The sequence below is a fragment of the Comamonas testosteroni genome, from assembly GCF_030505195.1.
Lineage (GTDB): Bacteria > Pseudomonadota > Gammaproteobacteria > Burkholderiales > Burkholderiaceae_C > Comamonas > Comamonas testosteroni_G.
This window is the reverse complement of record NZ_CP129672.1, coordinates 5,080,837-5,103,011: the sequence shown is the minus strand read 5'-3', so window position 1 is coordinate 5,103,011 and position 22,175 is coordinate 5,080,837. Positions and strand designations below refer to the sequence as shown.

General features: G+C 60.8%; 23 protein-coding genes. 10 read left to right on the top strand and 13 right to left on the bottom strand.

The window, feature by feature from the left end; translation table 11 throughout:
- The first annotated feature begins 42 nt into the window (after window positions 1–42).
- Together QYQ99_RS23475 and QYQ99_RS23470 are read left to right on the top strand one after the other, a co-directional pair.
- Window positions 43–390, top strand: coding sequence for a PRC-barrel domain-containing protein (locus QYQ99_RS23475; RefSeq protein ID WP_302090252.1), 348 nt, complete (start codon window positions 43–45; stop codon window positions 388–390).
- A gap of 1,023 nt (window positions 391–1,413) precedes the next feature.
- The gene (locus QYQ99_RS23470) at window positions 1,414–1,608 is read left to right on the top strand and encodes a hypothetical protein (RefSeq protein ID WP_003053971.1); all 195 of its coding nucleotides are present in this window, start codon (window positions 1,414–1,416) and stop codon (window positions 1,606–1,608) included.
- Window positions 1,609–1,863: 255 nt separating this feature from the next.
- On the opposite strand, the gene QYQ99_RS23465 is transcribed toward QYQ99_RS23470, so the two are convergent.
- Both QYQ99_RS23465 and QYQ99_RS23460 read right to left on the bottom strand, forming a co-directional pair.
- The gene (locus QYQ99_RS23465; protein ID WP_302090251.1) at window positions 1,864–2,244 is read right to left on the bottom strand and encodes a cupin domain-containing protein; all 381 of its coding nucleotides are present in this window, start codon (window positions 2,242–2,244) and stop codon (window positions 1,864–1,866) included.
- A gap of 568 nt (window positions 2,245–2,812) precedes the next feature.
- Window positions 2,813–3,058, bottom strand: a complete 246-nt coding sequence (locus tag QYQ99_RS23460; RefSeq protein ID WP_302090250.1) for a putative hemolysin — start codon at window positions 3,056–3,058, stop codon at window positions 2,813–2,815.
- A 320-nt stretch (window positions 3,059–3,378) separates the two neighbouring features.
- Between QYQ99_RS23460 and QYQ99_RS23455 the strand changes: the two genes are divergently transcribed.
- Together QYQ99_RS23455 and QYQ99_RS23450 are read left to right on the top strand one after the other, a co-directional pair.
- Entirely contained in the window at window positions 3,379–4,596 is a 1,218-nt protein-coding gene (locus QYQ99_RS23455) for a GGDEF domain-containing protein (RefSeq protein WP_302090249.1), read from the top strand.
- A gap of 150 nt (window positions 4,597–4,746) precedes the next feature.
- On the top strand, window positions 4,747–5,526 hold the full coding sequence (locus tag QYQ99_RS23450) for a YoaK family protein (RefSeq protein WP_302090248.1): 780 nt from the start codon (window positions 4,747–4,749) through the stop codon (window positions 5,524–5,526).
- 14 nt (window positions 5,527–5,540) lie between these two features.
- Here the strand turns inward: QYQ99_RS23450 and QYQ99_RS23445 are convergent, their stop codons facing one another.
- Window positions 5,541–6,653 (bottom strand): GGDEF domain-containing protein, encoded by a 1,113-nt coding sequence (locus tag QYQ99_RS23445; protein ID WP_302090247.1) that lies wholly within the window; start codon window positions 6,651–6,653, stop codon window positions 5,541–5,543.
- A 322-nt stretch (window positions 6,654–6,975) separates the two neighbouring features.
- The gene (locus tag QYQ99_RS23440) at window positions 6,976–7,290 is read right to left on the bottom strand and encodes a hypothetical protein (RefSeq protein ID WP_302090246.1); all 315 of its coding nucleotides are present in this window, start codon (window positions 7,288–7,290) and stop codon (window positions 6,976–6,978) included.
- 484 nt (window positions 7,291–7,774) lie between these two features.
- On the opposite strand from QYQ99_RS23440, the gene QYQ99_RS23435 reads away from it, so the two are divergent.
- Entirely contained in the window at window positions 7,775–8,794 is a 1,020-nt protein-coding gene (locus tag QYQ99_RS23435; RefSeq protein ID WP_302090245.1) for a D-2-hydroxyacid dehydrogenase family protein, read from the top strand.
- Window positions 8,795–8,811: 17 nt separating this feature from the next.
- On the opposite strand, the gene QYQ99_RS23430 is transcribed toward QYQ99_RS23435, so the two are convergent.
- The 3 genes from QYQ99_RS23430 to QYQ99_RS23420 are packed head-to-tail and all read right to left on the bottom strand — an operon-like array spanning window position 8,812 to window position 11,662.
- Window positions 8,812–9,618 carry a hypothetical protein gene (locus QYQ99_RS23430; RefSeq protein ID WP_302090244.1) on the bottom strand — a complete coding sequence of 269 codons (807 nt, stop codon included), beginning with the start codon at window positions 9,616–9,618 and terminating at the stop codon, window positions 8,812–8,814.
- Window positions 9,619–9,621: 3 nt separating this feature from the next.
- Window positions 9,622–10,053 carry a DNA polymerase III subunit chi gene (locus QYQ99_RS23425; RefSeq protein ID WP_302090243.1) on the bottom strand — a complete coding sequence of 144 codons (432 nt, stop codon included), beginning with the start codon at window positions 10,051–10,053 and terminating at the stop codon, window positions 9,622–9,624.
- A gap of 52 nt (window positions 10,054–10,105) precedes the next feature.
- Window positions 10,106–11,662 carry a leucyl aminopeptidase gene (locus QYQ99_RS23420; protein ID WP_302090242.1) on the bottom strand — a complete coding sequence of 519 codons (1,557 nt, stop codon included), beginning with the start codon at window positions 11,660–11,662 and terminating at the stop codon, window positions 10,106–10,108.
- Between the two features lie 23 nt (window positions 11,663–11,685).
- On the opposite strand from QYQ99_RS23420, the gene lptF reads away from it, so the two are divergent.
- The 5 genes from lptF to QYQ99_RS23395 are packed head-to-tail and all read left to right on the top strand — an operon-like array spanning window position 11,686 to window position 16,534.
- Complete coding sequence (gene lptF / locus QYQ99_RS23415) at window positions 11,686–12,795, top strand: LPS export ABC transporter permease LptF (protein ID WP_302090241.1); 1,110 nt, start codon at window positions 11,686–11,688, stop codon at window positions 12,793–12,795.
- Window positions 12,792–13,895 (top strand): LPS export ABC transporter permease LptG, encoded by a 1,104-nt coding sequence (lptG, locus tag QYQ99_RS23410; protein ID WP_302090240.1) that lies wholly within the window; start codon window positions 12,792–12,794, stop codon window positions 13,893–13,895. Before lptF ends, lptG begins: the two co-directional genes overlap by 4 nt.
- Window positions 13,896–13,898: 3 nt before the next feature.
- On the top strand, window positions 13,899–14,327 hold the full coding sequence (locus QYQ99_RS23405) for a sirohydrochlorin chelatase (protein WP_302090239.1): 429 nt from the start codon (window positions 13,899–13,901) through the stop codon (window positions 14,325–14,327).
- Window positions 14,328–14,385: 58 nt separating this feature from the next.
- Window positions 14,386–15,327 (top strand): CysB family HTH-type transcriptional regulator, encoded by a 942-nt coding sequence (locus QYQ99_RS23400; RefSeq protein ID WP_302090238.1) that lies wholly within the window; start codon window positions 14,386–14,388, stop codon window positions 15,325–15,327.
- Window positions 15,328–15,367: 40 nt separating this feature from the next.
- Complete coding sequence (locus tag QYQ99_RS23395) at window positions 15,368–16,534, top strand: pyridoxal phosphate-dependent aminotransferase (protein ID WP_302090237.1); 1,167 nt, start codon at window positions 15,368–15,370, stop codon at window positions 16,532–16,534.
- A gap of 116 nt (window positions 16,535–16,650) precedes the next feature.
- Here the strand turns inward: QYQ99_RS23395 and QYQ99_RS23390 are convergent, their stop codons facing one another.
- The 6 genes from QYQ99_RS23390 to soxY all read right to left on the bottom strand — a co-directional run bounded on the left by QYQ99_RS23390 (window position 16,651) and on the right by soxY (window position 22,155).
- Window positions 16,651–17,760, bottom strand: a complete 1,110-nt coding sequence (locus QYQ99_RS23390; protein ID WP_302090236.1) for a YeeE/YedE family protein — start codon at window positions 17,758–17,760, stop codon at window positions 16,651–16,653.
- Window positions 17,761–17,856: 96 nt separating this feature from the next.
- Window positions 17,857–19,590 (bottom strand): thiosulfohydrolase SoxB, encoded by a 1,734-nt coding sequence (soxB, locus tag QYQ99_RS23385; RefSeq protein ID WP_302090235.1) that lies wholly within the window; start codon window positions 19,588–19,590, stop codon window positions 17,857–17,859.
- 213 nt (window positions 19,591–19,803) lie between these two features.
- The gene (gene soxX / locus QYQ99_RS23380; RefSeq protein WP_302090234.1) at window positions 19,804–20,457 is read right to left on the bottom strand and encodes a sulfur oxidation c-type cytochrome SoxX; all 654 of its coding nucleotides are present in this window, start codon (window positions 20,455–20,457) and stop codon (window positions 19,804–19,806) included.
- Window positions 20,458–20,466: 9 nt separating this feature from the next.
- Window positions 20,467–21,276, bottom strand: a complete 810-nt coding sequence (gene soxA, locus QYQ99_RS23375; protein ID WP_302090233.1) for a sulfur oxidation c-type cytochrome SoxA — start codon at window positions 21,274–21,276, stop codon at window positions 20,467–20,469.
- Window positions 21,277–21,355: 79 nt separating this feature from the next.
- Window positions 21,356–21,667, bottom strand: coding sequence for a thiosulfate oxidation carrier complex protein SoxZ (gene soxZ / locus QYQ99_RS23370; protein WP_003053938.1), 312 nt, complete (start codon window positions 21,665–21,667; stop codon window positions 21,356–21,358).
- Window positions 21,668–21,699: 32 nt separating this feature from the next.
- Window positions 21,700–22,155: a thiosulfate oxidation carrier protein SoxY gene (soxY, locus tag QYQ99_RS23365; protein WP_302090232.1), complete on the bottom strand. Its 456-nt coding sequence runs from the start codon at window positions 22,153–22,155 to the stop codon at window positions 21,700–21,702.
- Between the last annotated feature and the right edge of the window lie 20 nt (window positions 22,156–22,175).

Genomic DNA, 22,175 nt, shown 5'->3' with positions numbered 1-22,175 from the left:
CTTGCCCGCGTTGTTCTGTACCACGCAAAGAAAGGAGCAGGCATGCAATTAGCCTCACCCGTCATCTCATCCGATCGTGTCAACGGCACCAACGTCTACAACCCCAACGGCGACAAGCTGGGAGCTATCGACTCACTGATGATCGACAAGCTCACCGGCAAGATTCGATATGCAGTGATGCAGTTTGGCGGTTTCCTGGGCATAGGCTCGGATCTCTACCCACTGCCGTGGGATAGCCTCAAATACGAACCCAGCCAAGGCGGGTACGTGGTCTCTGTTACCAAGGAGCGGCTGGAAAACGCCCCTCACTACGAGGGAGGCACATTGCCCGAATACACCGACGACTACGGCCGCCGTGTTTATGACCACTATGGTGTGCCCTTTGTCTAACCCCGGCACGCAGCCACACATGCGCTAGTGCCCAACCTCAAGAAGAACCGCAGGCCGGTCAGCGCCGGCCGCCAACCATTCGAAGTTCAGCCCACCTCGCGGTCGGCTTTTTTTTCGCGGAGATTTTCAAATGTAGCCTCCTGGCCACGCAGGCCTTAAGCGCAACCTCTCCCCGCAGGGTCAAGCGGGGCCATCTGGTGTGATTGTTCCAGGTACAAGGTATTGCTCAAAATCGAGGCCTGAAATACGCTTTACCAATACCGTACGTAGTGCACAAGCTGTGAACTGCGGTCTGAGCGGTCACGCCAGATGGTGACGTTACCCATCGCTTTCTGCCGAGCCTGAGGTTCTCTACCCTCCCTCCGCTTCCCCAGGCACGCCGCAAGGCATCGGCCTTTACACATAAGCCCACCCGCCAACGCCGGTGGGCTTTTTCTTTGGCGGCAGGCACTCAGTGCGGCCACGCAACACATGGGGTCGACGTCTGTTGACGCGCTGTACAGGGCAAATTTAAACTACTGTACAAATGAACAGCACTGATGAAAATAACAGTAAAATTCAAAGCAACCGCTTGCTGCACCAGAGCGCGAAGCGCATTCACTCCATACCTTCGTTGGTTTCGCCTGCTCGCAAGAGTGCTGGCCTTTTTTATTCGCCCCGCCCATTCAGCGGGCCTGCCTCTCGCCCATAGGAGATTCCATGCTGCACAACACCGTTCCTCAACCCGTTGATGAAGACCTCGTGCAGCGCCTGCGCGAAAAGGGGGGCCTGTGAAATGGCCACACACCCCCACCTTCGCGCTCGCGCTGCTCCTCGCAGTCCTGCTCTTGATCGCCCCGGCCTTGGAACAAGGCTACTGACCGCCGCGCAATGGGGCCTCACCCTGCTGGGGATTTTTTGCCTCATCGGCGTGGCCGTCGTCATTGCCACCACCCCGCAAGCATGGCCGCTGTGAACGGTCAATCTCATCGATTTTGATAGCTACAGGCGTTTTCCTGACAAGCGCCAGACCGGAGAAATATCATGGAAAAGATCATCGAATCCCTGATCCTCGTCGCCGCCATCTTCATGGGCGTACTGTGGCTTGCCACCCCCAACGCCCAAGCAGACGAACCCACCACACTCACCAAATCCGTGCGCGACGAATTCGCCTGCCCGGGCATGCACGCCGAATGGCTGGACGCCCACACCGTCCAGTGCCTGCGCGAAAAGCCCTGATCTGCCGCTACGCCCCCATTTCCCCGTGAACAGCCCATGTCCCATCGACACCGTGTGCCAATAACTGCAGCACCGTAACAGCCGACGCAGTCAGCGCAGCACACTGCCGACGGCTATTGAAAGCAAGACAGCTAGTTCAATCCAGACGATGCCATCACTAGCAGCACACTTTCAAATGCAGATAGGGCAAGCGCAACGGGATCACCAATTCAAAAGCTTGGAAGCGCCCTCCAAGCAGACAAAAGCCCGCAAGCACTATTCGGAAGGTTTTGCGTAGACCTCTGCACTTAGCACCTCAAGGCCGACAAAGGGTTCATTCCCTTCGACCCAGGCGTCATGACCGGGTGGGATGGCGTAGGACTGCCCTGCGCTGAGCATTTTCTGAGAGCCATCCTGCATTTGAACGGTGAGCTTTCCCGAAACGACATGCCCCACATGCGAGAGTTGGCAGTAGTCGGTCTTCACCACGGGCTTGATGCATTCGGACCAGCGCCATCCGGGCTCAAAGTTGAACCGCCCAATCGTGTAGCCCTGAAGCTTTACGAGCTCCACGCGAGTTTTGCTAGGTGTGCGAAGTTCATCGGGCTCGCTGTGCGACCTGACTTCTAGCTTCTCAACGCTGACTGGAGTGGCCATGATTTCTCCTTCATAAGAGCTGCACCTAGAGCTCCCAAGGAATTCTTCAGGTATGGCTGGTGAGCCGAAGGACAGGTGAAAAAACTTATCACTACGTCATTCGCATGGCATTGCAAGGAGCGCTTGTCAGTTACCAATTGCTGTATACGGCACGGCACCGCCTGCGCCGCCCAATCCACGGCTGACAGCAAAAAGCATGCTTTGACATACAGGGGGCCAACGCGACCCATCCCAAGCACCACAAGTTCGCACAATTTTTTCAGATTTGCATACCGCAAGCAGATCGAATGCAGCTGCATCAGAACGGCATGACTTCTTTGCGCAGACCCAAGACGGCGCGGTGCTGACTGTTTTGGACACAGCCAATGCCTTACAAATTGGTCAAGCTGGCTGAACTGTCCAGATCCCGCCCACCCAGCCTGCACAGTGTGGATTTGTTTGTTTTCTATTCACGGAAACGCGATGGGTCACGCCGCCCCTTGACCTCAGGGAGGTACATGCCGCGTCATCCAGCGCGCACCAGGCACCTGCTGGCACTTGAGCCCCCAATGTGAAGACTACGGCTCGGTTACTTTGCAGGGTGGTCGCGGCGGAACAGCTCCCACTCGTCAATTTCCATGCCGTTGGGCAGCACGCATATGCCGCGCTCTGCGGCAGTTGTCTTCTCGATGCGGGTCTTGCCGCCCAGCTTGGCGCAGTACACCGATGCTGGGTTGGCCATGCCGATCACAGGTGCAGCGGGCTGAGGCTGGGCGCAACCGCTGATGGCAAGCGCAGAAAGTACTGTGCTGGTGGTTCCAAGTGCTTTTTTCATGAACTCAATGTAGCAAATGCCGCCTTTTTCAATTGAGCCGCCCAAACTCCTGATTTGCATCAATCCCTCGTTTCCTTCATCCATAGGGACCAAGGGTTGGCACCGATGATGCTGGCGGCACTCTGTCAGCCAATGTCACTTTTAGTTATTTCACCTCCAAAAAAAGGAAAAGTGAACTGTCAGAAATCGCAAGAAGTTGTTAATTTCTGATCCGGAAGATGAGCGGCTGACACATTAGCGGCCGCCTTGGCATTTAGATTTGACTAGAGATATGGCCAGTCTGGCCTGTCTGTTGGTGATCACTAGCAGAAGGGCTGTGTATGCATACGAGCAACGACCACATCTTTGTGTTGATGCCATCTCTGTCCCTGCTCTTCTTGGCCGGCCTGCTGGGAGTGTGCTGGGCGACCCAGCCCAAGCAACGCTTTCTGCTCTGGCTGTGCGCCGCTTTCCTGCTGACAGCCATGTCCATCAGCATTCGCAGCGTGCTGAAGTTTGAAGTCCTCAATCACTATGTGGTTCTCGTCAACGCACTGTTTCTGGCGGGAGCTTGGTGTTTTTCCAAGAGCTTTTCAGAGCGTCGGCGTGTGCCCACATATCCGCTTGCAGCCCTTGCCCTGTGTGCCGCAACGCTGGCCTCGCTCTACTACTTCGCCAACGTGGCGCAGAACCCGGTGGGTCGGCTGCACACATTCGGTATAGGCGTAGCACTGATGCTCTTGCTGCCAGTGCCAGCAGTTCTCAAACGAGGCCTCACCAACGATTGGCTGGATAGGACTTTGCTGTGGTCCTATCTGTCTTATGCAGTCTTCACCATGCTGCGCCCAACGCTGGTTGCGACTTTCGCGCACAACGGTCTCGGCGATGCCATGGATGCCAACTCGACCTATTGGCTGACAACGCTGATGAGTATTTTGCTTTTTGCCTTGCTGTTCACGGTTTTAGTCTGTGCAGTCACCATCAGGGACACAGTCCGTCAACTGCGCACTGAACGCGACCTGGATGCTTTGACCCAGATACTGAATCGCCGCGCATTCAGGGAAGCCGCACAGCATCGCCTGACCGACCCGCGCCTGTACCCCATGGCGCTTCTGGCCAGCGATATTGATCACTTCAAACGCATCAACGACAACTGGGGGCATGACAAAGGTGACGAGGTCTTGCGGCTTGTCGCCGCAGCGATGCAGCACAATGTGCGCAGCAATGATCTGGTTGCACGCTTCGGCGGTGAAGAGTTTATGGTTCTGCTGACCAAGATCGATTTGCAAGGCGCCGAGCAAGTCGCCAAGCGCATTGGACTGGAGTTGAGAAATGACCAGGAGGTATTGCCGAACGGGCCAGCCCTGACACTGAGCTTTGGCATCACTTCAATCAGCAATGCTGAGCAGCTTGAAGGTGCACTGAGACAAGCCGACCAGTTGCTGTACAGCGCCAAAAATGCTGGCCGAGATCGCGTTCATGTGGAAGGCCGCACTTACCCGGACATCAGCTTTGAACACACCGTACCGGCAGACCACCCCATGGCCTTGTCGATGTGAGCCGGTGAAATCGCTGACCAATGCCATCACGCACCAGGCAGCTCACGTATCCAAGTTGGCCCACAATGATTCCTGTATGGTCGCTGGCAAACCAATTTGTCAGCATTGATGCACCCCGTCATGGGTGCACTTTTGTCAGTGGAATCTTTGATGCGCAGACTTCGCCATCTCACCAATCGGCATCGCACGCCGTCCACCAATATCGCACTGGGTCTGCTGCTGGCCTTTAACGCGGGCGCGGTCAACGCTGGCGGCTTTCTTGTGCTGCGGATGAATACCTCGCACATGACGGGCTTCGCCTCTCAACTGGCTGACGGCCTGGTGCTTGAGAACGCCAAGCTGCTGCTGAATGCGCTTGGTGCCATCATCGCCTTTACAACTGGCGCAGCCGTCTGCGCGTTGCTGGTGAACTGGGGACGCAAACGCCACCTCTACAGCGTCTATGCCCTGCCGCTGATGCTGGAGGCCGTCATGCTGATTGCCTTTGGCCTGATGGGCACAGTCACCTTGACCTGGAACACACCCTTTGCAGTGCCGCTGACCGTGCTGCTGCTGTCCTTCATGATGGGTTTGCAGAATGCCGTGGGCTCCAAGACGTCCGGCGGCAGCACTCGCACCACGCACATGACCGGCAATTTCACGGATCTGGGCATGGAACTGGGCAAGATGTTTTTCTGGAAGCGCCACGCCAACGCCGGCCTGCAACTATCGCCCCTGGTTCGGCATGACTGGCGCCGTATGAAGGTGTCCGCAGGGCTGATCTTGATGTTTGTGCTGGGCGGCATCACCGGTGCACTGGGCTTCAAGCATATCGGCTTCATCTGCGTGGTTCCGCTGGCCGCTCTTTTGCTTGTACTGTCCGTGCCGCCATTTATGCGCGACGCAGCGCAGTCCGCCGAACGGCCGTCACTCTTTAGCAAGAAGAGCTGAGTGGATCCGGGATCTCACGCCGCTGCCGCAACGCCCCCTGCTCCGTGCACGACGACCTGATCGCGCCCGCGCTCCTTGGCCTTGTAGAGCTGCTGGTCAGCCCGCATTACGGCTTCGCGCAAATCACTGCCGAATGTGTTGACCACGATACCCATGCTCAAGGTCACACGCTGGCCATCGGGCAATGGCGCAATGATCTCGACCGCACCTGCTCGAATACGCTGCGCCACACCTTGTGCGGTCTCAATGTCGGCATGGGTCAACAGCAGCACGAATTCTTCGCCTCCAAAGCGAGCCACCAGGTCGCTACCACGGACACTTGCCTGCACGACTTCCGCGACGGCCTTGAGCACTCCGTCGCCATACTCGTGCCCCCAACTGTCATTGACCCGCTTGAAGTGATCCAGATCCGCCACCACGATGGAAATCGGCTGCGCTTTTCGCTCCCTGACCAGCGGGTCTGCAAACTCCCAGAAGCCACGACGATTCAACACGCCAGTGAGCATGTCGTGATTGCGCTCGTCTCTGAGTGTGGCCATTGCATCCCTCATCGACACGATGAGCATGAGGCCCGAGAACACCAGGCTGAACAATAGCGAGCCCAGCATGGTGACCAGCCAGTAAATGGAGCTGAGCATGTCCTGGAGTTCAGTGAATCCAAGGAACAGCACCATGATGGGCCTGAGCACTGTGTAGATCGCAAAGGCCCCGTATGACCGGTAGAGCAGCTTCTCCAGCCCGTCACGTCTGACTTTTTTCAGCGCGATGGCAGGAAACGGTATGAAATGAATGATGCCAAGCCCTGTGTTCAGCCAGAGCACGCGCGCTGCAATGTTGTCCTGCGCGATGCTGTACTCGTAAAGAGCAGCAACCACGATGATCGATACCAGGGCCGAGAACTTGGGATATGAGGAGACGGAAAATTTCTGAGCGACGCCCCAGGTACAGAGCCAGGCGCCAAGCAGATAGATGGGCCCGGTGTAAACAGCCCACCGAACCAGCTGTCCGTGAGGCGTCAGGCATTGCCAACCCAAGGCAAGCCCCGTAAGCGTCAAACCACAAGCCGTCGAGAGCAAAAACACGGAACGGCACTGTGCAAGCCAGCAAAAAGCCATGAGTGCGCCCAATGCCGTTATGCATACCGGCGCGACCAACAAGTAGAGCTGCAAATTGCTAGACATGAATTGGCGGATCAGAAAAGCTCATTCACGCGGCAACGCAATTGTGGTGACCCATGCTCTGAGACCCAGAAGGTGGAGTCCATTTGCTAAGTGGACTGATAAACGCCTGAATGTTAACAAGTGTGCCGAGAACCCTGCAAATCTCCTCCGAAACCCATTGGTTTCCCTGGAGCGTCACGAGTTCGTCAAGAAGCAGCAACTAGCGGCCGCCCTCACCCGCACCCGCAGCGCTCACACTCGCCCCCGCCCCCGTCTTTGGGCGGGCTTTTTATGACTGAATCAAAGATGCATCTCCCAGGCAATACCTTCTGGAGTCATCGCCAAAGAAGTCGCTAGTCAACTGATGGACCTGCTCTGGAAGACCTTTGAGCGCCTTGAACGGCAAAACAGCCAACCTGCCCCAGCCTCGGAAAATCAACGCGGAACGCTTGCCGGCTGGCAATCTTGACGCATGGGTGAGCAAGCACCCGTTGTCTCGATGGCAGTCATCAGAAAACACCGGCGCCCAAAAAGCCTCTGCGCAGTCACACAGCATCTGCTTGATCAACGGCCGCAAGCCGCAGTGCCAGATGGCTGCGACCATGGCCGCTTCTCGGCGTCGCATTTGTGGCAATTACAGATGCCAGGCGCACAGGCAAGCACATGGCCCGGAATCACTTCCCTCACAGCCTCTGGAGGGTTTGGATACATCAGTGACACAGGTACTCGGCCAAGTGCCGAACTTGGCCTGCCGCATATGCCCGTCTACCCGCGACTGATGCCTATAACCCCAATTTCTAGCTGACGCAACAGCCTCCCGTCGCAACCCGGGACAAGCATGAATCACAATAGCATCCCCATCGGACAGAGCTTTTGCGGCAGGGGCATCAAGAGACCTGCAAATGGCTTGGGCCAGCGTAGCTTTCAGCACCTGCGCCCAACCTACGCTAAGCTCTGGAGTGTGTAGGGTGCGCGTAGGGAATCTGGTGGCGTCGATTTGGCGTTAGTTTTCACAGAAGCAATCCTAAGCCTTTGATCGCATTGAATTTCATTCAATAAACTCAGCCACTTATTTAAGGATTCCAGTGGTGAACATCGTTATCCTGGACGATTACCAAGACGCGGTTCGCAAGCTCGATTGCGCCAAGCTGCTCGATGCCTTCAACGCAAAGGTCTATACCAACACCATCAAGGGCGTGGGTCAGCTCTCGGTTCGACTGCGCGACGCGGATGTCATCGTCCTGATTCGCGAACGCACCCAGATCTCGCGGCAGCTGCTCGATAAACTGCCCCGGCTCAAGCTGATTGCCCAGACGGGCAAGGCTGGCGCCCATATCGATGTGCAGGCCTGCACCGAACGTGGCGTGGCGGTTGCAGAGGGCGTGGGCTCTCCCATTGCTCCGGCAGAGCTGACCTGGTCGCTGATCATGTCGGCCATGCGCCGTCTGCCGCAGTACATCTCCAATCTCAAGCATGGTGCATGGCAGCAGTCCGGACTCAAGGCGGCTTCCATGCCGCCCAACTTCGGACTGGGCAGCGTGCTGCGCGGACGCATTCTGGGTATCTGGGGCTACGGCCGCATCGGGCAACTGGTGGCGGGCTATGGCAAGGCCTTTGGCATGCAGGTCTGTGTCTGGGGCAGCGAGGCCTCGCGTCACAAGGCCGAGGCCGATGGCTATCTGAGTGCCCCGTCCAAAGAAGCTTTTTTTGAACAATGCGATGTGCTGTCGCTGCATCTGCGTCTGAACGACGCGACGCGCGGCATTGTGACGGCACAGGAGCTGGCACGCATGAAACCGACCGCCCTGTTCGTCAATACCTCGCGGGCCGAACTGGTGGAGCCCGAAGCACTGCTCTGTGCCCTGAACCGTGGCCGCCCGGGACTGGCCGCGATCGATGTATTCGAAAGCGAGCCGATCTTGCAAGGCCATGCCCTGCTCCGTCTGGAGAACTGCATCTGCACGCCCCATATCGGCTACGTGGAGCAGGACAGCTATGAGCTGTATTTCCGTGCGGCGTTCGAGAACGTGGTGAACTTTGCCAACGGCCAGCCCAGCAACATCCTGAATCCTGAAGTTTTCAGCGGCCCACTGCGTTTGAACCGCTAACCGCCACCGCTCGGCAACTACTGCCGGGCTTGCAGCGCCAGCTCGGCCTCCACGGCCTCGTAGACCGATTGACGCACCACGGTCTCCACTTCTTCACGCAGACGAAGCACCATGGATCGGGTCTGTGCTTCCACAACCTGAGCTATTGCTTCCTTGAGCTTGTGCTCCAGAACCAGATCCACCCGCTGCATCAGCCGGTGGACCAGATATTCTTCGGTCACCACGGCTCCGTGTGCATCCAGCGCCTGCTGCAGGCCGGCTGCCTCGAAGACCGGGTCGGGTTCAACGGCCTGCACCACATCCTGTGCCTGCACGAGCGGCTCGGCGGCTTCCTCATGGAAGGGCTCAGCCCCGGGCTGAAGCTCTTCATCCTGGGCTTGGCCAGCATCCGTAATGGATGGCTGCTCCGCCTGGTCTGCCAGCGCAAATGCTTCCACGAGCTCGGCAGTTGCCGACTCAGGCTCAGACTCCACCTGCACGGCCGCTCTTGCTTCCACCGCCTCCGCAGCCATGCTTTGCGCAAATGACTGCTGCGGCGGCAAGGATTCCGGCAAGGGGGGCAGCTGATGCGGAATACCTGCAGGCCGGCCACGGCCGTAAAGACCATCCGCCAGCCATGAGGTATGAAACGACGGCCGCGCCAGAGGGACAACGCTGTCTCCCAGCGTCTGCGGGCCCAGCACCTGCTGTGCAGCTGCCTGAGACTGCTCCGGCTGCGCCGACTGAGCGCTGTCTGCAGCATCTTCGGGCGCGGCAGCTTCGGGCTGGACCACCTCGGTCAGCGTGGGAACAAAGCGTGGCGGAACTTTGGATGAGGAGTTCATGACCTAGCCCTTGAGATTCAGATCGTGCCGGACAATGGAAAAACCACGCGCGGCATAGTCGCGCCAGCGGGCACGCGCATCCTGGCGATCCATCTCATCGCCGGAAGAAACGATTTCCACCACACGCTCAAAGCGCTCAAACCCCGAGGGCACCTGCGGCGTGAGATTGACCAGCACATCGCAATGGGGCAAGTCCTGCAGGTGTTCGGCCAGGATGACGGGAGAAGCAGCCAGCATCTGTGCTCCATCCGACTCGAAAGCATGGGCCAGAAAATCCGTGGCCGAGACGCTCCACAAACGGGGCGAAAGCCGGCTCAGCGCAGCGCCATCCCCCAGAACCACGATGCGCGCACCATGACGCAAAGCCTTGCGCGCGAAGCGACACACATAGCCCAGCTTGTCCGGTGCGTTGAAATGAAAGGCAATTTCTGTCACAGCTGTTGGCGGCAGCAGCAGTCCGAAACCGGGCTGCTCCTGCCGGCTTTCCTTAAGTCGAAGCCTTGGCTGTCACACGCGTGCGGCGTGCGGCCGCAGGCTTGGCAGCGCTCTTGCGCGACGCCGAGGTCTTGGCCGTCGCGGTTGCAGCGGCTGCCTTGCCTTGCTGGCCCAGCAGATATTGCACCAGCAGACCCACGGGGCGACCGGTGGCACCCTTGGCGGCACCGCTCTTCCAGGCAGTACCGGCGATATCCAGATGCGCCCAGGGAATATCGCCCACGAATTTCTGCAGGAACTTGGCCGCCGTCACCGCACCTGCGGCGCGCCCTGCCACGTTGCCCATGTCCGCAAAATTGCTCTTGAGGCCATCGGCGTACTCCTCGTCCAGAGGCATGCGCCAGCAAGGATCGAGCGCCATATCGCCAGCGGTCTGCAACGCGGCTGCCAGCTCGTCGCTGCTCGAGAACAGGCCGCTGCGCAAACCGCCCAGAGCGATCACGCAAGCGCCAGTCAGCGTGGCCATATCGACCAGCGCAGAGGGCTTGAAGCGCGCTGCGTAATGCAGCACATCGCACAGCACCAGGCGGCCTTCTGCGTCCGTGTTGAGGATCTCGATGGTCTGGCCGCTCATGCTGGTCACCACATCGCCGGGCTTGACGGCTGCACCGTCGGGCATGTTCTCGCAGGCGGGGATCAGGCCGACGACATTGATGGCCGGCTGCAGCTTGGCCAGCGCCTGGAACACGCCCAGCACGCTGGCAGCGCCGCCCATGTCGAACTTCATCTCGTCCATCTCGGCTGCAGGCTTGAGCGAGATGCCGCCGGTGTCAAAAGTGATGCCCTTGCCCACCAGCACGATGGGGGCCACGTTCTTAGCCGCTCCGTTGTAGTGCAGTTCGATGAAGCGCAGGGGCTCGCGCGAGCCCTGGGCCACCGCCATGAAGGCACCCATGCCCAGCTTGGCCACTTCGGCAGGGCCGTGGATCTTGCAGCTCATGCGTGCAGCCTTGGCAATGCTCTTGGCAGCATTGGCCAGCAAGGTGGGCGTTGCATGGTTGGCCGGGCGGTTGGCCCATTCGCGGGCCGTGTTCACGCCCTCCTGCTGCGCGACGGCAGTATTGAAAGCAGCGGTAACAGCAGCCGTCTTGGACGATACGCCCAGCACGAGCTTGGTCAGCGCAATGGGCTTGGCCTGGGATTTGGTGTGGGTATAGAGGTAGGTCGCATCGGCCACTGCCTGCACGGCAGCCGCTACAGCCTGGACATCGGCATCAAAGGCGAAGCTCACCACCGCCTTGGCAATGCCTTCGGTCTTGAGCACCGCGCCGCAGCCGGCCAAGGCATTGCGCACATCCTTGGCAGTACCCGCTCCCACGCCCAACAGCACCACACGGCGTGCGGCAATGGCGGGCACTTGGTACAAAGGCAATTGCTTGCCGCAAGACAGGGCAAAATCACCCTGCTTCACCGCATGAGCCACCATGGCTCCGATGGCGTCGCTGCCGAATGTGCCCGATGCTGCCTGTTCAGAAACCAGCACCAACAGCAGATCACATTTTTCACGCGCTGCAGCGGCAGCGGTCAGAGCCTTCAGTTCAAAGTTCATAATCGGTGTTTTCCTTTTAGCCAATGTTATTCGATTCATCCATACGCAAAGAGCTGGCCCGCAGCTTTGGTGCAACGGCCGTGGTTCTGATCACTGTGGTGATGACCATGATGCTGATCCGCACCCTGGGTCAAGCTTACAAGGGCAGTGTCAGCCCTTCCGACGTGATGCTGGTCATGGGTTTCACCGTGCTCGGACAACTCCCGACCATTCTGGGCCTGAGTCTGTTTGTCGCCATTGTGGGATCTCTTTCCCGCATGTACCGCGACAGCGAGATGGTCATCTGGTTTGCGGCCGGCCAGGGTCTGGCCAGCCTGCTCAAGCCTCTGCTTCGCTTTGCCTGGCCGGTGATTCTCATCACGGCAGTCCTGGCTCTGGGCGTGCTGCCCTGGTCCTATCAGCAAATCGAGCAGATCAAGACCCAGTTCCAGCAGCGCAGCGACTTGGATCGCATCGCCCCCGGCGAGTTCCAGGAATCGGCGGGCGGCACACGCGTGTTCTTCGTCGACAAGGATTCCCCTTCGGATATGGCTGCCAGCAACGTCTTCGTGGTCTCGCGTGACCCGGGCAAGGAGTCCGTGACCTCGGCCAAGGGCGCGCATCTGGCCGTCATCAAGGGCCAGCGCATGGTGATTCTGGAGGACGGCCAGCGCATGGAGACACACAGCGAAGACGGCTCGGTGCGCATCACCGAGTTCAAGGAATACGGTGTGCAGATCGACAACGACAACCCCGTCACCATGGAGGAGATGGCCGCGCGCAGCATGCCCACCAAGGACTTGATCGGCATGGATGAGCCGATTGCCCGCTCCGTGCTGGCATGGCGTCTGGGCCTGCCCTTTGCCGCGCTGAATTTTGTCATTCTGGGCCTGGCCATCTCCAGCGTGAACCCGCGTGCGGGCAATAGCAGCAGCCTGATGATCGCCCTCTTCGCCTTTATCGTTTACTACAACCTCATGACCCTGGGCGAGAGCTGGGTCAGCGCCAACAAGATAGGCATGTGGGGTCTGCTGGGCCTGCTGCACGGCAGCATCCTCACGGTCAGCGTGCTGGTGCTGCTGGCGCGCCATTTCCGCTGGTCGCCGCGCGATCTGCTGCAGCGCTCGGGCACCCGCAAGGAGGCCGCACGATGAAAGTCCTGCGCAACCTGATCTATCGCGAAGTCATACAGGCCGTCCTGTATGTCTCGCTGGCCTTTCTGGCGCTGTTCTTCTTCTTTGACCTGGTCGATGAAATGCGCTGGGTGGGCAGCGGCAATGCCGGCTACACCGCTACGCGTGCCTTGCTGTTTGTGGCCCTGTCCATTCCGGGCCACCTCTACGAGCTGATGCCGATTGCCGTGCTGATCGGCGCCATCTTCGTGATGGCCAAGTTCGCCCAGAGCTCGGAGTTCACCATCATGCGCACCAGCGGCATGGGCCCCTGGCTGGCATTGCGCACGCTGCTGATTCTGGGCATGAGCTTTGTGCTGCTCACCGTGCTGGTGGGTGACTATATTGCCCCTGCTGCCGACAACTTCAGCCAGAAACTGCGCGTGATCAGCAAGGGCCAGATCTCCCGGGGCGCCACCGGCGCCTGGCTCAAGGAAAAGCAGGGCGATCATTCTGTGGCCATCAATGTCGGGGCCGTCAAAAGCCCTGGCGATTTCGTCAATGTGCGCATCTTCGAGTTCGACAGCAAGGGCCGCATCGCCGCGCAGATCAACGCTCAATCAGCCCAGGTCGATGAAGACCAGGAGCAGTGGACGTTGAATGGCGTGCAAGGCAGCAAGATCGCTCAAGAAGGCGATGTCACCAAGCTCAGCCCAATCAGGGAAGCCAGCATGAACTGGCCCACCAAGGTCACTGCGGCCATGGTCTCGGGCGCGCTGCTCAAGCCCGATCGCATGACCACGATTGCACTTTTCCAGTTCATACGCCATCTGCAGGACAACGGCCAGGCGGCGCAGAAGTACGAAATCGAGTTCTGGCGCAAGGTCTTCTACCCGCTGAGCTGCCTGGTGATGGTGGTTCTCGCACTGCCTTTTGCCTATCTGCATTTCCGCTCGGGCGGTATCACGGCCTATGTGTTTGGCGGGGTGATGGCAGGCATCAGCTTTTTCTTGCTCAACAACGTCTTCGGCTATATCGGCACCCTGCAATCCTGGTGGCCCTGGCTGGCCGCCGCAGCGCCGGGCCTGCTCTACACCGCGCTATCGCTCTCGGCCTTTGCCTGGCTGGTTCTGAGACGCTAGACCATGAACGACAAGCAAGCTACTTTTCCTGCCCCATCCGGCCTGATCCTGCTGGCCCATGGCTCCAGAGACGCGCTCTGGCGCCAGCCCATAGAGGCCGTGCATCAAACGGTTCAGGCCATGCAGCCCGGCCTGCCCTGCATCTGCGCCTATCTGGACGCCTGCGCCCCGGATCTGCCTGCCGCCACTCAGACCCTGATTGCCCAAGGCGTCAAACATCTGATCGTGCTGCCGCTGTTCCTCGGTACCGGCAAACATGCACGCGAGGACATTCCGCGCCTGCTGGACGAATTGCGCCGGCAGCATCCCGACTGCCGGTTCGATCTGCAGACTGCGGCCGGTGAGAATCCGCGCGTCACGTCCCTGCTGGCGCAGCTGGCGCTAGAGGCGGCAGCCGGCAGCGAAGCGCTCAAACATACAGATTTCAAATAAAAAATAGCTTCTTTAGATATTTGAAGCATAATGATGCGAGTTCTTAGTCCATGCCGTCATGAACCTGCATCAATTCCGCTTCGTCCAGGAAGCCGCCCGCCGCAATCTCAACCTCACCGAGGCGGCCAAGGCCCTGCACACCTCCCAGCCTGGAGTCTCCAAAGCCATCATCGAGCTTGAGGAAGAGCTGGGCATCGATATCTTTGCACGCCACGGCAAGCGCCTCAAGCGCATCACCGAGCCGGGACAGGAAGTCCTCAAGAGCATAGAGCTGATCATGCGCGAGGTGGGCAACCTCAAGCGCATCGGCGAGCAATACAGCGCCCAGGACAGCGGCACGCTGAGCATCGCCACCACCCACACCCAGGCCCGCTATGTGCTGCCGCCCGCCGTGGCACGCCTGCGCGAGCTCTATCCCAAGGTCACCATCAGCCTGCACCAGGCCACGCCTGCCGAAGTTGCGCGCATGGTGATCGATGAAGTGGCCGAGATCGGCATGGCCACCGAATCGCTGGCTGACTACCCCGATCTCGTGACCCTGCCCTGCTACGAATGGCAGCATGTGCTGGTCATTCCCACGGGCCACCCGCTGGCGCAGAAAGAGCGCATCACGCTGGAGGACATCGCCCAGGAGGCCCTGATCACCTACCACCCGTCCTTTACCGGACGCGGCAAGATCGACCATGCCTTCGAGATGCGTCGCCTGCACCCGCATATCGTGCTGGAGGCCATCGATGCCGACGTGATCAAGACCTATGTGCGCCTGGGCCTGGGCATTGGCATCGTGGCCGAGATGGCCATGCGCGACGACCCCGTCAATGACCTGGTGGTGCGCCCCGTCGGCCATCTGTTCGGCGCCAGCGTGGCCCGTGTGGCCATCAAGCGCGGCGCATACCTGCGCAACTTCGTCTACCGGTTTGCCGAGTTGCTCAGCGACCGACTCTCGCGCGACCTCATCATGCGCGCCATGAACGGCAGCGTGGACGACTTCGGGCTCTGATCCGGCCCGCCCTAAGGGCTGGTGCCTGCGCACCCGGCCCATGCATTGCAAGACTATCGTGACTCCCCACTTTCCCAGCAAGCTGCCCAATGTGGGCACCACCATTTTCACCGTCATGTCGGCGCTGGCCGCCGAGCACAAGGCCGTCAATCTGGGCCAGGGCTTCCCCGACTTCGGTTGCGACCCCAGGCTGCTCGACGCTGTCAACGACGCCATGCGCGCCGGCCACAACCAGTACCCGCCCATGGCGGGCTGGCCCGCGCTGCGCGAAGCCGTGGCGGCCAAGATCGAAACGCTGCACGGCCGCCACTATGACGCGGGCAGCGAGATCACCATCACCGCCGGCGCCACTCAGGCCATTCTCACCGCCATCCTGGCCACCGTGCATGCGGGCGACGAAGTCATCGTGCTCGACCCCTGCTACGACAGCTATGTGCCCAATATCGAGATGGCCGGCGGCGTGGCCGTGCGGGTGCCGCTGACGCCCGGCAGCTTCCGCCCCGACTTTGCCGCGATCGCGGCCGCCATCACGTCGCGCACGCGCCTGCTGATCATCAACAGCCCGCACAACCCCAGCGCCACCATCTGGAGCGATGCGGAAATGCGCCAGCTCGAAGCCCTGCTGGCACCCACCAATGTGCTGCTGATCAGCGACGAGGTCTATGAGCACATGGTCTTCGACGGCGCCCAGCATCTGAGCAGCGCCCGCTACCCGGGCCTGGCCGAGCGCGCCTTCATCGTCTCCAGCTTTGGCAAGACCTACCATGTCACGGGCTGGAAGGTGGGCACCGTGGCCGCGCCCGCCGCCCTCAGCGCCGAATTCCGCAAGGTGCACCAGTTCAATGTGTTCACCGTGAACACGCCCATGCAGGCGGGCCTGGCGCAGTACATGCAGGACCCCGCGCCCTATCTGGAGCTGTCGGCCTTCTACCAGGCCAAGCGCGATCTGTTCCTCGGCGGCCTGCAGGGCTCGCGCCTGAAGCTGCTGCCCACGGCCGGCACGTATTTCCTCTGCGCCGACATCTCCTCGGTCTCGGATCTCGACGAGGCCGAGTTCTGCCAGTGGCTGGTCCGGGAAATCGGCGTGGCCGCGATTCCGCTGTCGGCCTTCTACGGCGACGGCTTCGATCAGCGCGTGGTGCGTTTTTGCTTTGCCAAGAAGGACGAAACCCTGATCGAAGCAGCCGCGCGTCTGCGCAAGCTCTGACACGCTGCAACCGATAAAAAAGGAGCGCCTACCGCGCTCCTTTTCTCGTTCTCAGCATGTTTTCATGCTGAATCTGTTTATTAACAAGCGCAAGCAGCTATCAAATTTATTGGGCTTCATACCGTCTTTGCCAGATGGCGCAGCATCAGCACCGCCCCCAGCACAATGCCGGCCAGCGCCACAAAGCTGCCCAGGCTGAGCATGGAGATCGCGCTGATGCCCTGGCCCACGGTGCAGCCCATGGCCGTCACCCCGCCCACGCCCATCAGCAACCCGCCCAGCAAATGACGGGCCAGGTCCCGGCGGTCGGCAAAGCCCTGCCACTGGAAGTCCCTGCGCCACAGCGCATGGACAAAGCTGCCCAGGACCACGCCTGCCACCGAGGCAATGCCCCAGGTCAGCACCTTGTTGCGATCGCTGAAGAACATCAGCCAGTCCAGCGTGTGCGCCACCGGCGTGACAAAGCTGAAGGCCTCGATACGGCCGCTGTAGGTCGCGGCATAGATCTGCTCCAGCGTCTCGGGGTGCTCGGCCACCAGCGCCAGATGGCCGCTGAGCCACCAGGCCGCCGTCACGCACAGGCCCACCAGCAGCCCGCCCAGCAGCACGAGCCGGCTGCGCTCGGCACCGGGCCGGGGGTCGAAGGCCAGCAGCAGCAGCAAGGCCCCCAGGCCCAGACCCAGCACGCCGCGCAGCAGCGTCAAGGGCCAGGCCATATGGCCGGCCAGCCACTCGGGCAACAGGGCCGGGCCCGCGAATTCAAGATGCACGCTGTCCAGCCAGCGCACCCGCGCCACGGCGGTGATGCCCTTGAGCGTGGCAAAGGCGGCCACGCCCATGACCAGCAGCACCACCAGCGCCTTGAGGCTGCCGCTGCCCAGCCGAGTCAGATTCCTGGCCCCGCAACCCGATGCCAGCACCATGCCTGCGCCAAACAGCACCCCTCCGGCCAGGGCCGACAGCCACAGCAAGCGGCGGCTGGCATACAGGGCATCGCCCACCTGCAACTGGCCCCACAGCGCCAGCGCCGTGAAGCCCAGCATGCTCACGGCGATGGCCATGCACCACTGGCGCGCCCGCCCCCAGTCCTGCAGATAGACCACATCGCTGATGGCGCCCACGGTGCAAAAGCGGGTCTCGCGCATCACGAAGCCCAGCATGGCGGCCAGCAACAAAATGGCCACCAGAACGGTGGCCGTCAGGGAATCAAACTCGGCAAGACTCATGCGGGCATTGGACGGCGCGGCCCGGCTTCAAGGCAATGGCATATACCCCAGCCCGCGCGCTAACGCTGTCTTAATCGGCTTTCCCATCGACTTTCATCAGACCCTGGCCAGCCCCTGATTGCCGCCGACATTGATCAGTCGGGGCTCATCGAGCCGGCGCGGCCCCAACGTCTTGCGGTCCTTGAGCCAGGGCTCTACCACCTCCCAGATCTGTTTGTGGCCTGCGCTCTTGGCATCTTCGGCCACGGGAGCCCAGCCGGCCACCTTGTATTTCTTGTCCGCTTCCAGCAGCTGGCCGTTCAGGCGCATGTCGCTGATGCGCCGGCCCGCGCCGGCCACCGGGTCGCACTGGTATTGCAGGCCGCCCACGCGCACCATGTCGCCGCCCTGCTGGTAGTAGGGATCGGGGTTGAAGAGGTTGTCGGCCACGTCTTCGAGCACCGTCTTGATCGTGGCACCCGTCATCTCGGTCACCGTGGCGTAGGAATACGTGGTGGCCGTCATGTCCATCAGCCATTCGCGCGTGATGTCCTGCCCGGCCAGCAGCGTTGTCCCCCAGCGAAAGCCCGGCGAGAAGGCAATCGGTGCATTCTGCACGGCCATCATGGCGTCCAGCAGCAACTGGTCGCCCGTGCCGTTGAAGTTGCCACGGCGGTACAGCGTGCCGTCGGTGCGCGCCAGCACTTCGCCCAGCCGGCTTTCATAGGGCGCACGCACCCGCGTGATCAGCGCCTGCATCTGGGTATCGGCGGGGAGGATGTTGGCGAACACCGGCAGCAGGCGGTACTGGAAGCCGCGCACCTTGCCGTCCCTGACATCGAAGTCCAGCACTCCGAGAAACTTGCCGTTGGAGCCCGCGTTGGTGACGATGGTCTTGCCCCCCGCGTTCTGCACCAGCGTGGGCACAGGCATGCCGTCATGCGTGTGCCCGCCCAAAATGGCATCTATGCCGCGCACGCGGCCGGCCATCTTGAGGTCCACGTCCATGCCGTTGTGCGAGAGCACGACCACCACCTTGGCCCCCTTGGCGCGCACCTCGTCCACCATCTTCTGTAGATTGTCGTCCTGGATGCCGAAGCTCCAGTCCGCCACCATGTAGCGCGGATTGGCGATCGGCGTGTACGGAAAGGCCTGGCCGATGATGGCCACGGGCACGCCGTTGATCTCGCGAATCACATAGGGCTTGAACACCGGATCGCCGAAATCGGCCGTCTTGACGTTTTGCGCCACAAAGTCGAGCTGCGTGCCGAAGTCCTTGTCGATGATCTCCTGCACGCGCTGCATGCCGTAGGTGAACTCCCAGTGGCCCGTCATCACGTCCACGCCCAGCAGCTTGCAGGCATCCACCATGTCCTGGGCATTGGTCCACAGCGAAGTGGCCGAGCCCTGCCAGGTATCGCCGCCGTCCAGCAGCAGCGCACCCGGGCGCGAGGCGCGCATGCGCTTGACCAGTGTGGACAAATGGGCAAACCCGCCCACCTTGCCGTAGCGCCTGGCCGCCGCCTCGAAGTCCAGATAGCTGAATGCATGGGCCGACGCCGTGCCGGGCTTGATGCCCACGGAGCGCAGCAGATGCTCGCCCACCAGATGCGGGCGCTGGTTCTTCATCGCAGCGATGCCGAGATTGACACTGGGCTCGCGAAAGTGCACCGGATTGAGCTGAGCATGGCAGTCCGTCATATGCAGCAGGGACACATTGCCGAACGGTGCCACCTCATACAAGGCCTTGTCGGCCAGCGACTGATCGGCGTAGGCATAGCGCTGCAAGCCCATGCCCGAGACACTGGCTGCCGCCAGCACTTGCAGAAATTCGCGTTTGGAAAGACTCATGCTGATATCCGTTGGTGCCTGAGCAAGCCAGGAATCAAGCACGGGCATTTCTACCCTGCCTGATCCGAATTTGCACAAGCTGTGTCCGTAATGCTGCGCGCCGCAACTGCTTGGCAAACGCCAGGCTGGGCACTCCATCGCGAAGGGGCATCCCCTCTCGAATTGCGAAGCAACGCGAGAGAGGGGGCAAGCGGCATGGCCGCTCAGAGCAAGCTATCTGTTGACGGGAGAGGCCGGATCGACCAGCAAGGCGACAAGATCCCGTGTCTGCGCTTCGCTGAGGATGCCGGAGTGACCGAAGCGCGGCATGCCCGAGCAGGCGTTGTAGGCCTTGGCGTTCCAGATCTTGCCCCAGGTGTACTCGACGATGGCTCTGGATTCGGGGCTGCCCGGATCCTTGATGCCGCGAATCTTTCCATAGTTGTAGAGACTGGGGCCCAGCGTGCCAAAGGAGATTTCTTCCTTGCTGATCTGGTGGCAGTTGTAGCAGTTGCCGCCATTGGCGCTGCCCGCCTTGTCGCTCCAGGTCATGCCCCGGCCGTTCTGGGCGATTTTTTCGCCCTCCTTCCAGTCGCCGAGCAGCTTGCCATCCTGAGGCCATTTGACGGTCTTGAGATTGGCCGCTTCGATGGCTTGCGCACGCTCAGGCGCCAGCGGCTTGCCGGAGGCATCGGCAGCGCTGCAGGCCGCATTCGCTTCGTCCTGCTGCAGGCGATCGACCTTGGCGATGCCCTGATCGCGAAAAGAGGTCTGCACCATCTTGGTCGTCAAGGCATCGATGTCCGCCACCCCGTCGACGGAGGCACAGCCGAGCACCAGCAACGATGCGGCCACGGCCAGGTACGGCATGTATTTTGGCTTGCGCATAGGGCCTCCTTATCGTTTGATGGCCGGTGCGCTCGACGCTCCGCCCTTGCCGTTGACGCCCATGAACACACCCAGCGCCACCGTCACGTCGCTGGCGTAACCGGGATAGGGAAAGCGCTGCTGACGGAAGCAGTCGTTGAGGCGGCGCTGCATGCTCCACAGCTCACCCGATGAGACGCGATAGGCGGGCCAGGCGCCAAAGCCTTCCGCTGCACCGGGGTTCCGGGTCAGATTGGGCAGATCCTGCATGCGGATGCGCTTGCCATCCGCACCATGGCAGGAGGCACAGGCAAAGTCATGCGGGCCGCCACGCATATAGAACAGGCGCTTGCCCGCCTCGTACATCTGTCTTTCCTGCGCATGGCTCTGGGGCAGGTTGAACTTCATGCCTTTGGACTGCGATGAAATCCATGCCACCAGCCCTTCCATGTTCTTTTGCTCGTCCTTGCCGAACGGTGTTGCCGCAATCTTCTGGGCGTCCAGCCCCTGCAGCCTGTCGATGCAGGTCAGCAGGCGCGACTCCAGATCCTGCACCTTGCCCGTGTCGGCAAAATAGCGCGGCAGCTCTACAAATGCGCCCTTGACCACGCCTGGCCCCTGGCCCAGATCGCACTGCTCCAGGGACGCCTTGCGGGGGCCTCGCTTTTGCTTCCACAGCTCCTCGCCCTTCATCTCGAACAGCTCGGCAGGGTTGCCGTCCTGCAGCATCTCGCGGTACTCGGCAATGCCGTCGGCCGTGGACTTTTGCGCCAGCACCGGCGCGGCCATGCACAAGGCCAGCACGGCGGCAGCCGCCTGGCCCGGGGAGGAATGTCTCATGGGGCACCTCTCTGCTTTTTTGATTGATTCTGGTCCAGGGTGAAGGCTGGCCGCCAGCCAGCCGCTGTCTGCGCCGTGCTCAGCTCACGGTCGCTTCATCCGTGCGGGTCTCGCCCTTGTTGTCCTTCCAGCTCACCGAGATCTTGTCTCCCGCCTTCGCGCCCTTGACCACGAACTGCAAAAACGGGTTCTTGGAAACCGCAGGACCCCATTCGGCCTGCAGCACCTGCTTGCCGTTGTGCGCCGCCGTCACCTCCTGGATAAACCAGGCGGGCACGGTCTTGCCTTCCGCATCCTTGCGCTGGCCGGTCTCCATCTCATGGGACATCAGCACGCGCACGGTGGTCTTGTCACCCGCAGCCTGGGCACGAATACGCATTGGATCAGCCATGTTCTTCTCCTGTTTCAGATGATTGGTTGCCATCAACCGCCACAGCCACCGAGGGTGACCTTGACTTCCTTCTTGGCATAGAAAGCCTTGCCGTCATTGGTGATGGCCACGGCATACACATCCGAGGACTGTCCCAGCTTGGCGCGGGTCAGAAAATTGGCGTCCAGCGCCTCGTTGACGGTGAAGGCCGCCACCAGCGTGTTGGGGTTCTTTTCCACCAGCACCAGCATCTGCTTCACATTGGGCAGGGTGGTCGCGGCCCCCAGGGGCACGACGGCACCGTTTTCGGCGATGTCGGGCGCCGTCAGCGTCACGTCCTTGCTCTCGGCAGGTGCCGACGCTCCCATGGCCTTGAGCACATCGGCCACGGTCTTGGCGTCGAAGGCGGTCTTGTTATAGGCCGCCTGCGCAGCCTGCGGCAGCAGGCCGGCGGCCATCAGCATGCCGAGCACGGCCGCGCTGTTCTTGAGGGCGTCTCTACGTTTCATCTTTGTCTCCTTTTCATTCA

Bases quoted from the DNA above. Each gene is read 5' to 3' on its own strand.
- QYQ99_RS23450 (WP_302090248.1), top strand. From the start codon at position 4,747: ATGCGCAGACTTCGCCATCTCACCAATCGGCATCGCACGCCGTCCACC.
- QYQ99_RS23390 (WP_302090236.1), bottom strand. From the start codon at position 17,760: ATGAGTCTTGCCGAGTTTGATTCCCTGACGGCCACCGTTCTGGTGGCC.
- lptG (WP_302090240.1), top strand. From the start codon at position 12,792: ATGAAAGTCCTGCGCAACCTGATCTATCGCGAAGTCATACAGGCCGTC.
- soxB (WP_302090235.1), bottom strand. From the start codon at position 19,590: ATGAGTCTTTCCAAACGCGAATTTCTGCAAGTGCTGGCGGCAGCCAGT.
- QYQ99_RS23460 (WP_302090250.1), bottom strand. From the start codon at position 3,058: ATGAAAAAAGCACTTGGAACCACCAGCACAGTACTTTCTGCGCTTGCC.
- QYQ99_RS23440 (WP_302090246.1), bottom strand. From the start codon at position 7,290: ATGGTCGCAGCCATCTGGCACTGCGGCTTGCGGCCGTTGATCAAGCAG.
- soxX (WP_302090234.1), bottom strand. From the start codon at position 20,457: ATGCGCAAGCCAAAATACATGCCGTACCTGGCCGTGGCCGCATCGTTG.
- QYQ99_RS23405 (WP_302090239.1), top strand. From the start codon at position 13,899: ATGAACGACAAGCAAGCTACTTTTCCTGCCCCATCCGGCCTGATCCTG.
- soxA (WP_302090233.1), bottom strand. From the start codon at position 21,276: ATGAGACATTCCTCCCCGGGCCAGGCGGCTGCCGCCGTGCTGGCCTTG.
- QYQ99_RS23475 (WP_302090252.1), top strand. From the start codon at position 43: ATGCAATTAGCCTCACCCGTCATCTCATCCGATCGTGTCAACGGCACC.
- QYQ99_RS23400 (WP_302090238.1), top strand. From the start codon at position 14,386: ATGAACCTGCATCAATTCCGCTTCGTCCAGGAAGCCGCCCGCCGCAAT.
- QYQ99_RS23420 (WP_302090242.1), bottom strand. From the start codon at position 11,662: ATGAACTTTGAACTGAAGGCTCTGACCGCTGCCGCTGCAGCGCGTGAA.
- QYQ99_RS23430 (WP_302090244.1), bottom strand. From the start codon at position 9,618: ATGAACTCCTCATCCAAAGTTCCGCCACGCTTTGTTCCCACGCTGACC.
- QYQ99_RS23395 (WP_302090237.1), top strand. From the start codon at position 15,368: ATGCATTGCAAGACTATCGTGACTCCCCACTTTCCCAGCAAGCTGCCC.
- QYQ99_RS23465 (WP_302090251.1), bottom strand. From the start codon at position 2,244: ATGGCCACTCCAGTCAGCGTTGAGAAGCTAGAAGTCAGGTCGCACAGC.
- QYQ99_RS23455 (WP_302090249.1), top strand. From the start codon at position 3,379: ATGCATACGAGCAACGACCACATCTTTGTGTTGATGCCATCTCTGTCC.
- soxZ (WP_003053938.1), bottom strand. From the start codon at position 21,667: ATGGCTGATCCAATGCGTATTCGTGCCCAGGCTGCGGGTGACAAGACC.
- QYQ99_RS23470 (WP_003053971.1), top strand. From the start codon at position 1,414: ATGGAAAAGATCATCGAATCCCTGATCCTCGTCGCCGCCATCTTCATG.
- soxY (WP_302090232.1), bottom strand. From the start codon at position 22,155: ATGAAACGTAGAGACGCCCTCAAGAACAGCGCGGCCGTGCTCGGCATG.
- lptF (WP_302090241.1), top strand. From the start codon at position 11,686: ATGTTATTCGATTCATCCATACGCAAAGAGCTGGCCCGCAGCTTTGGT.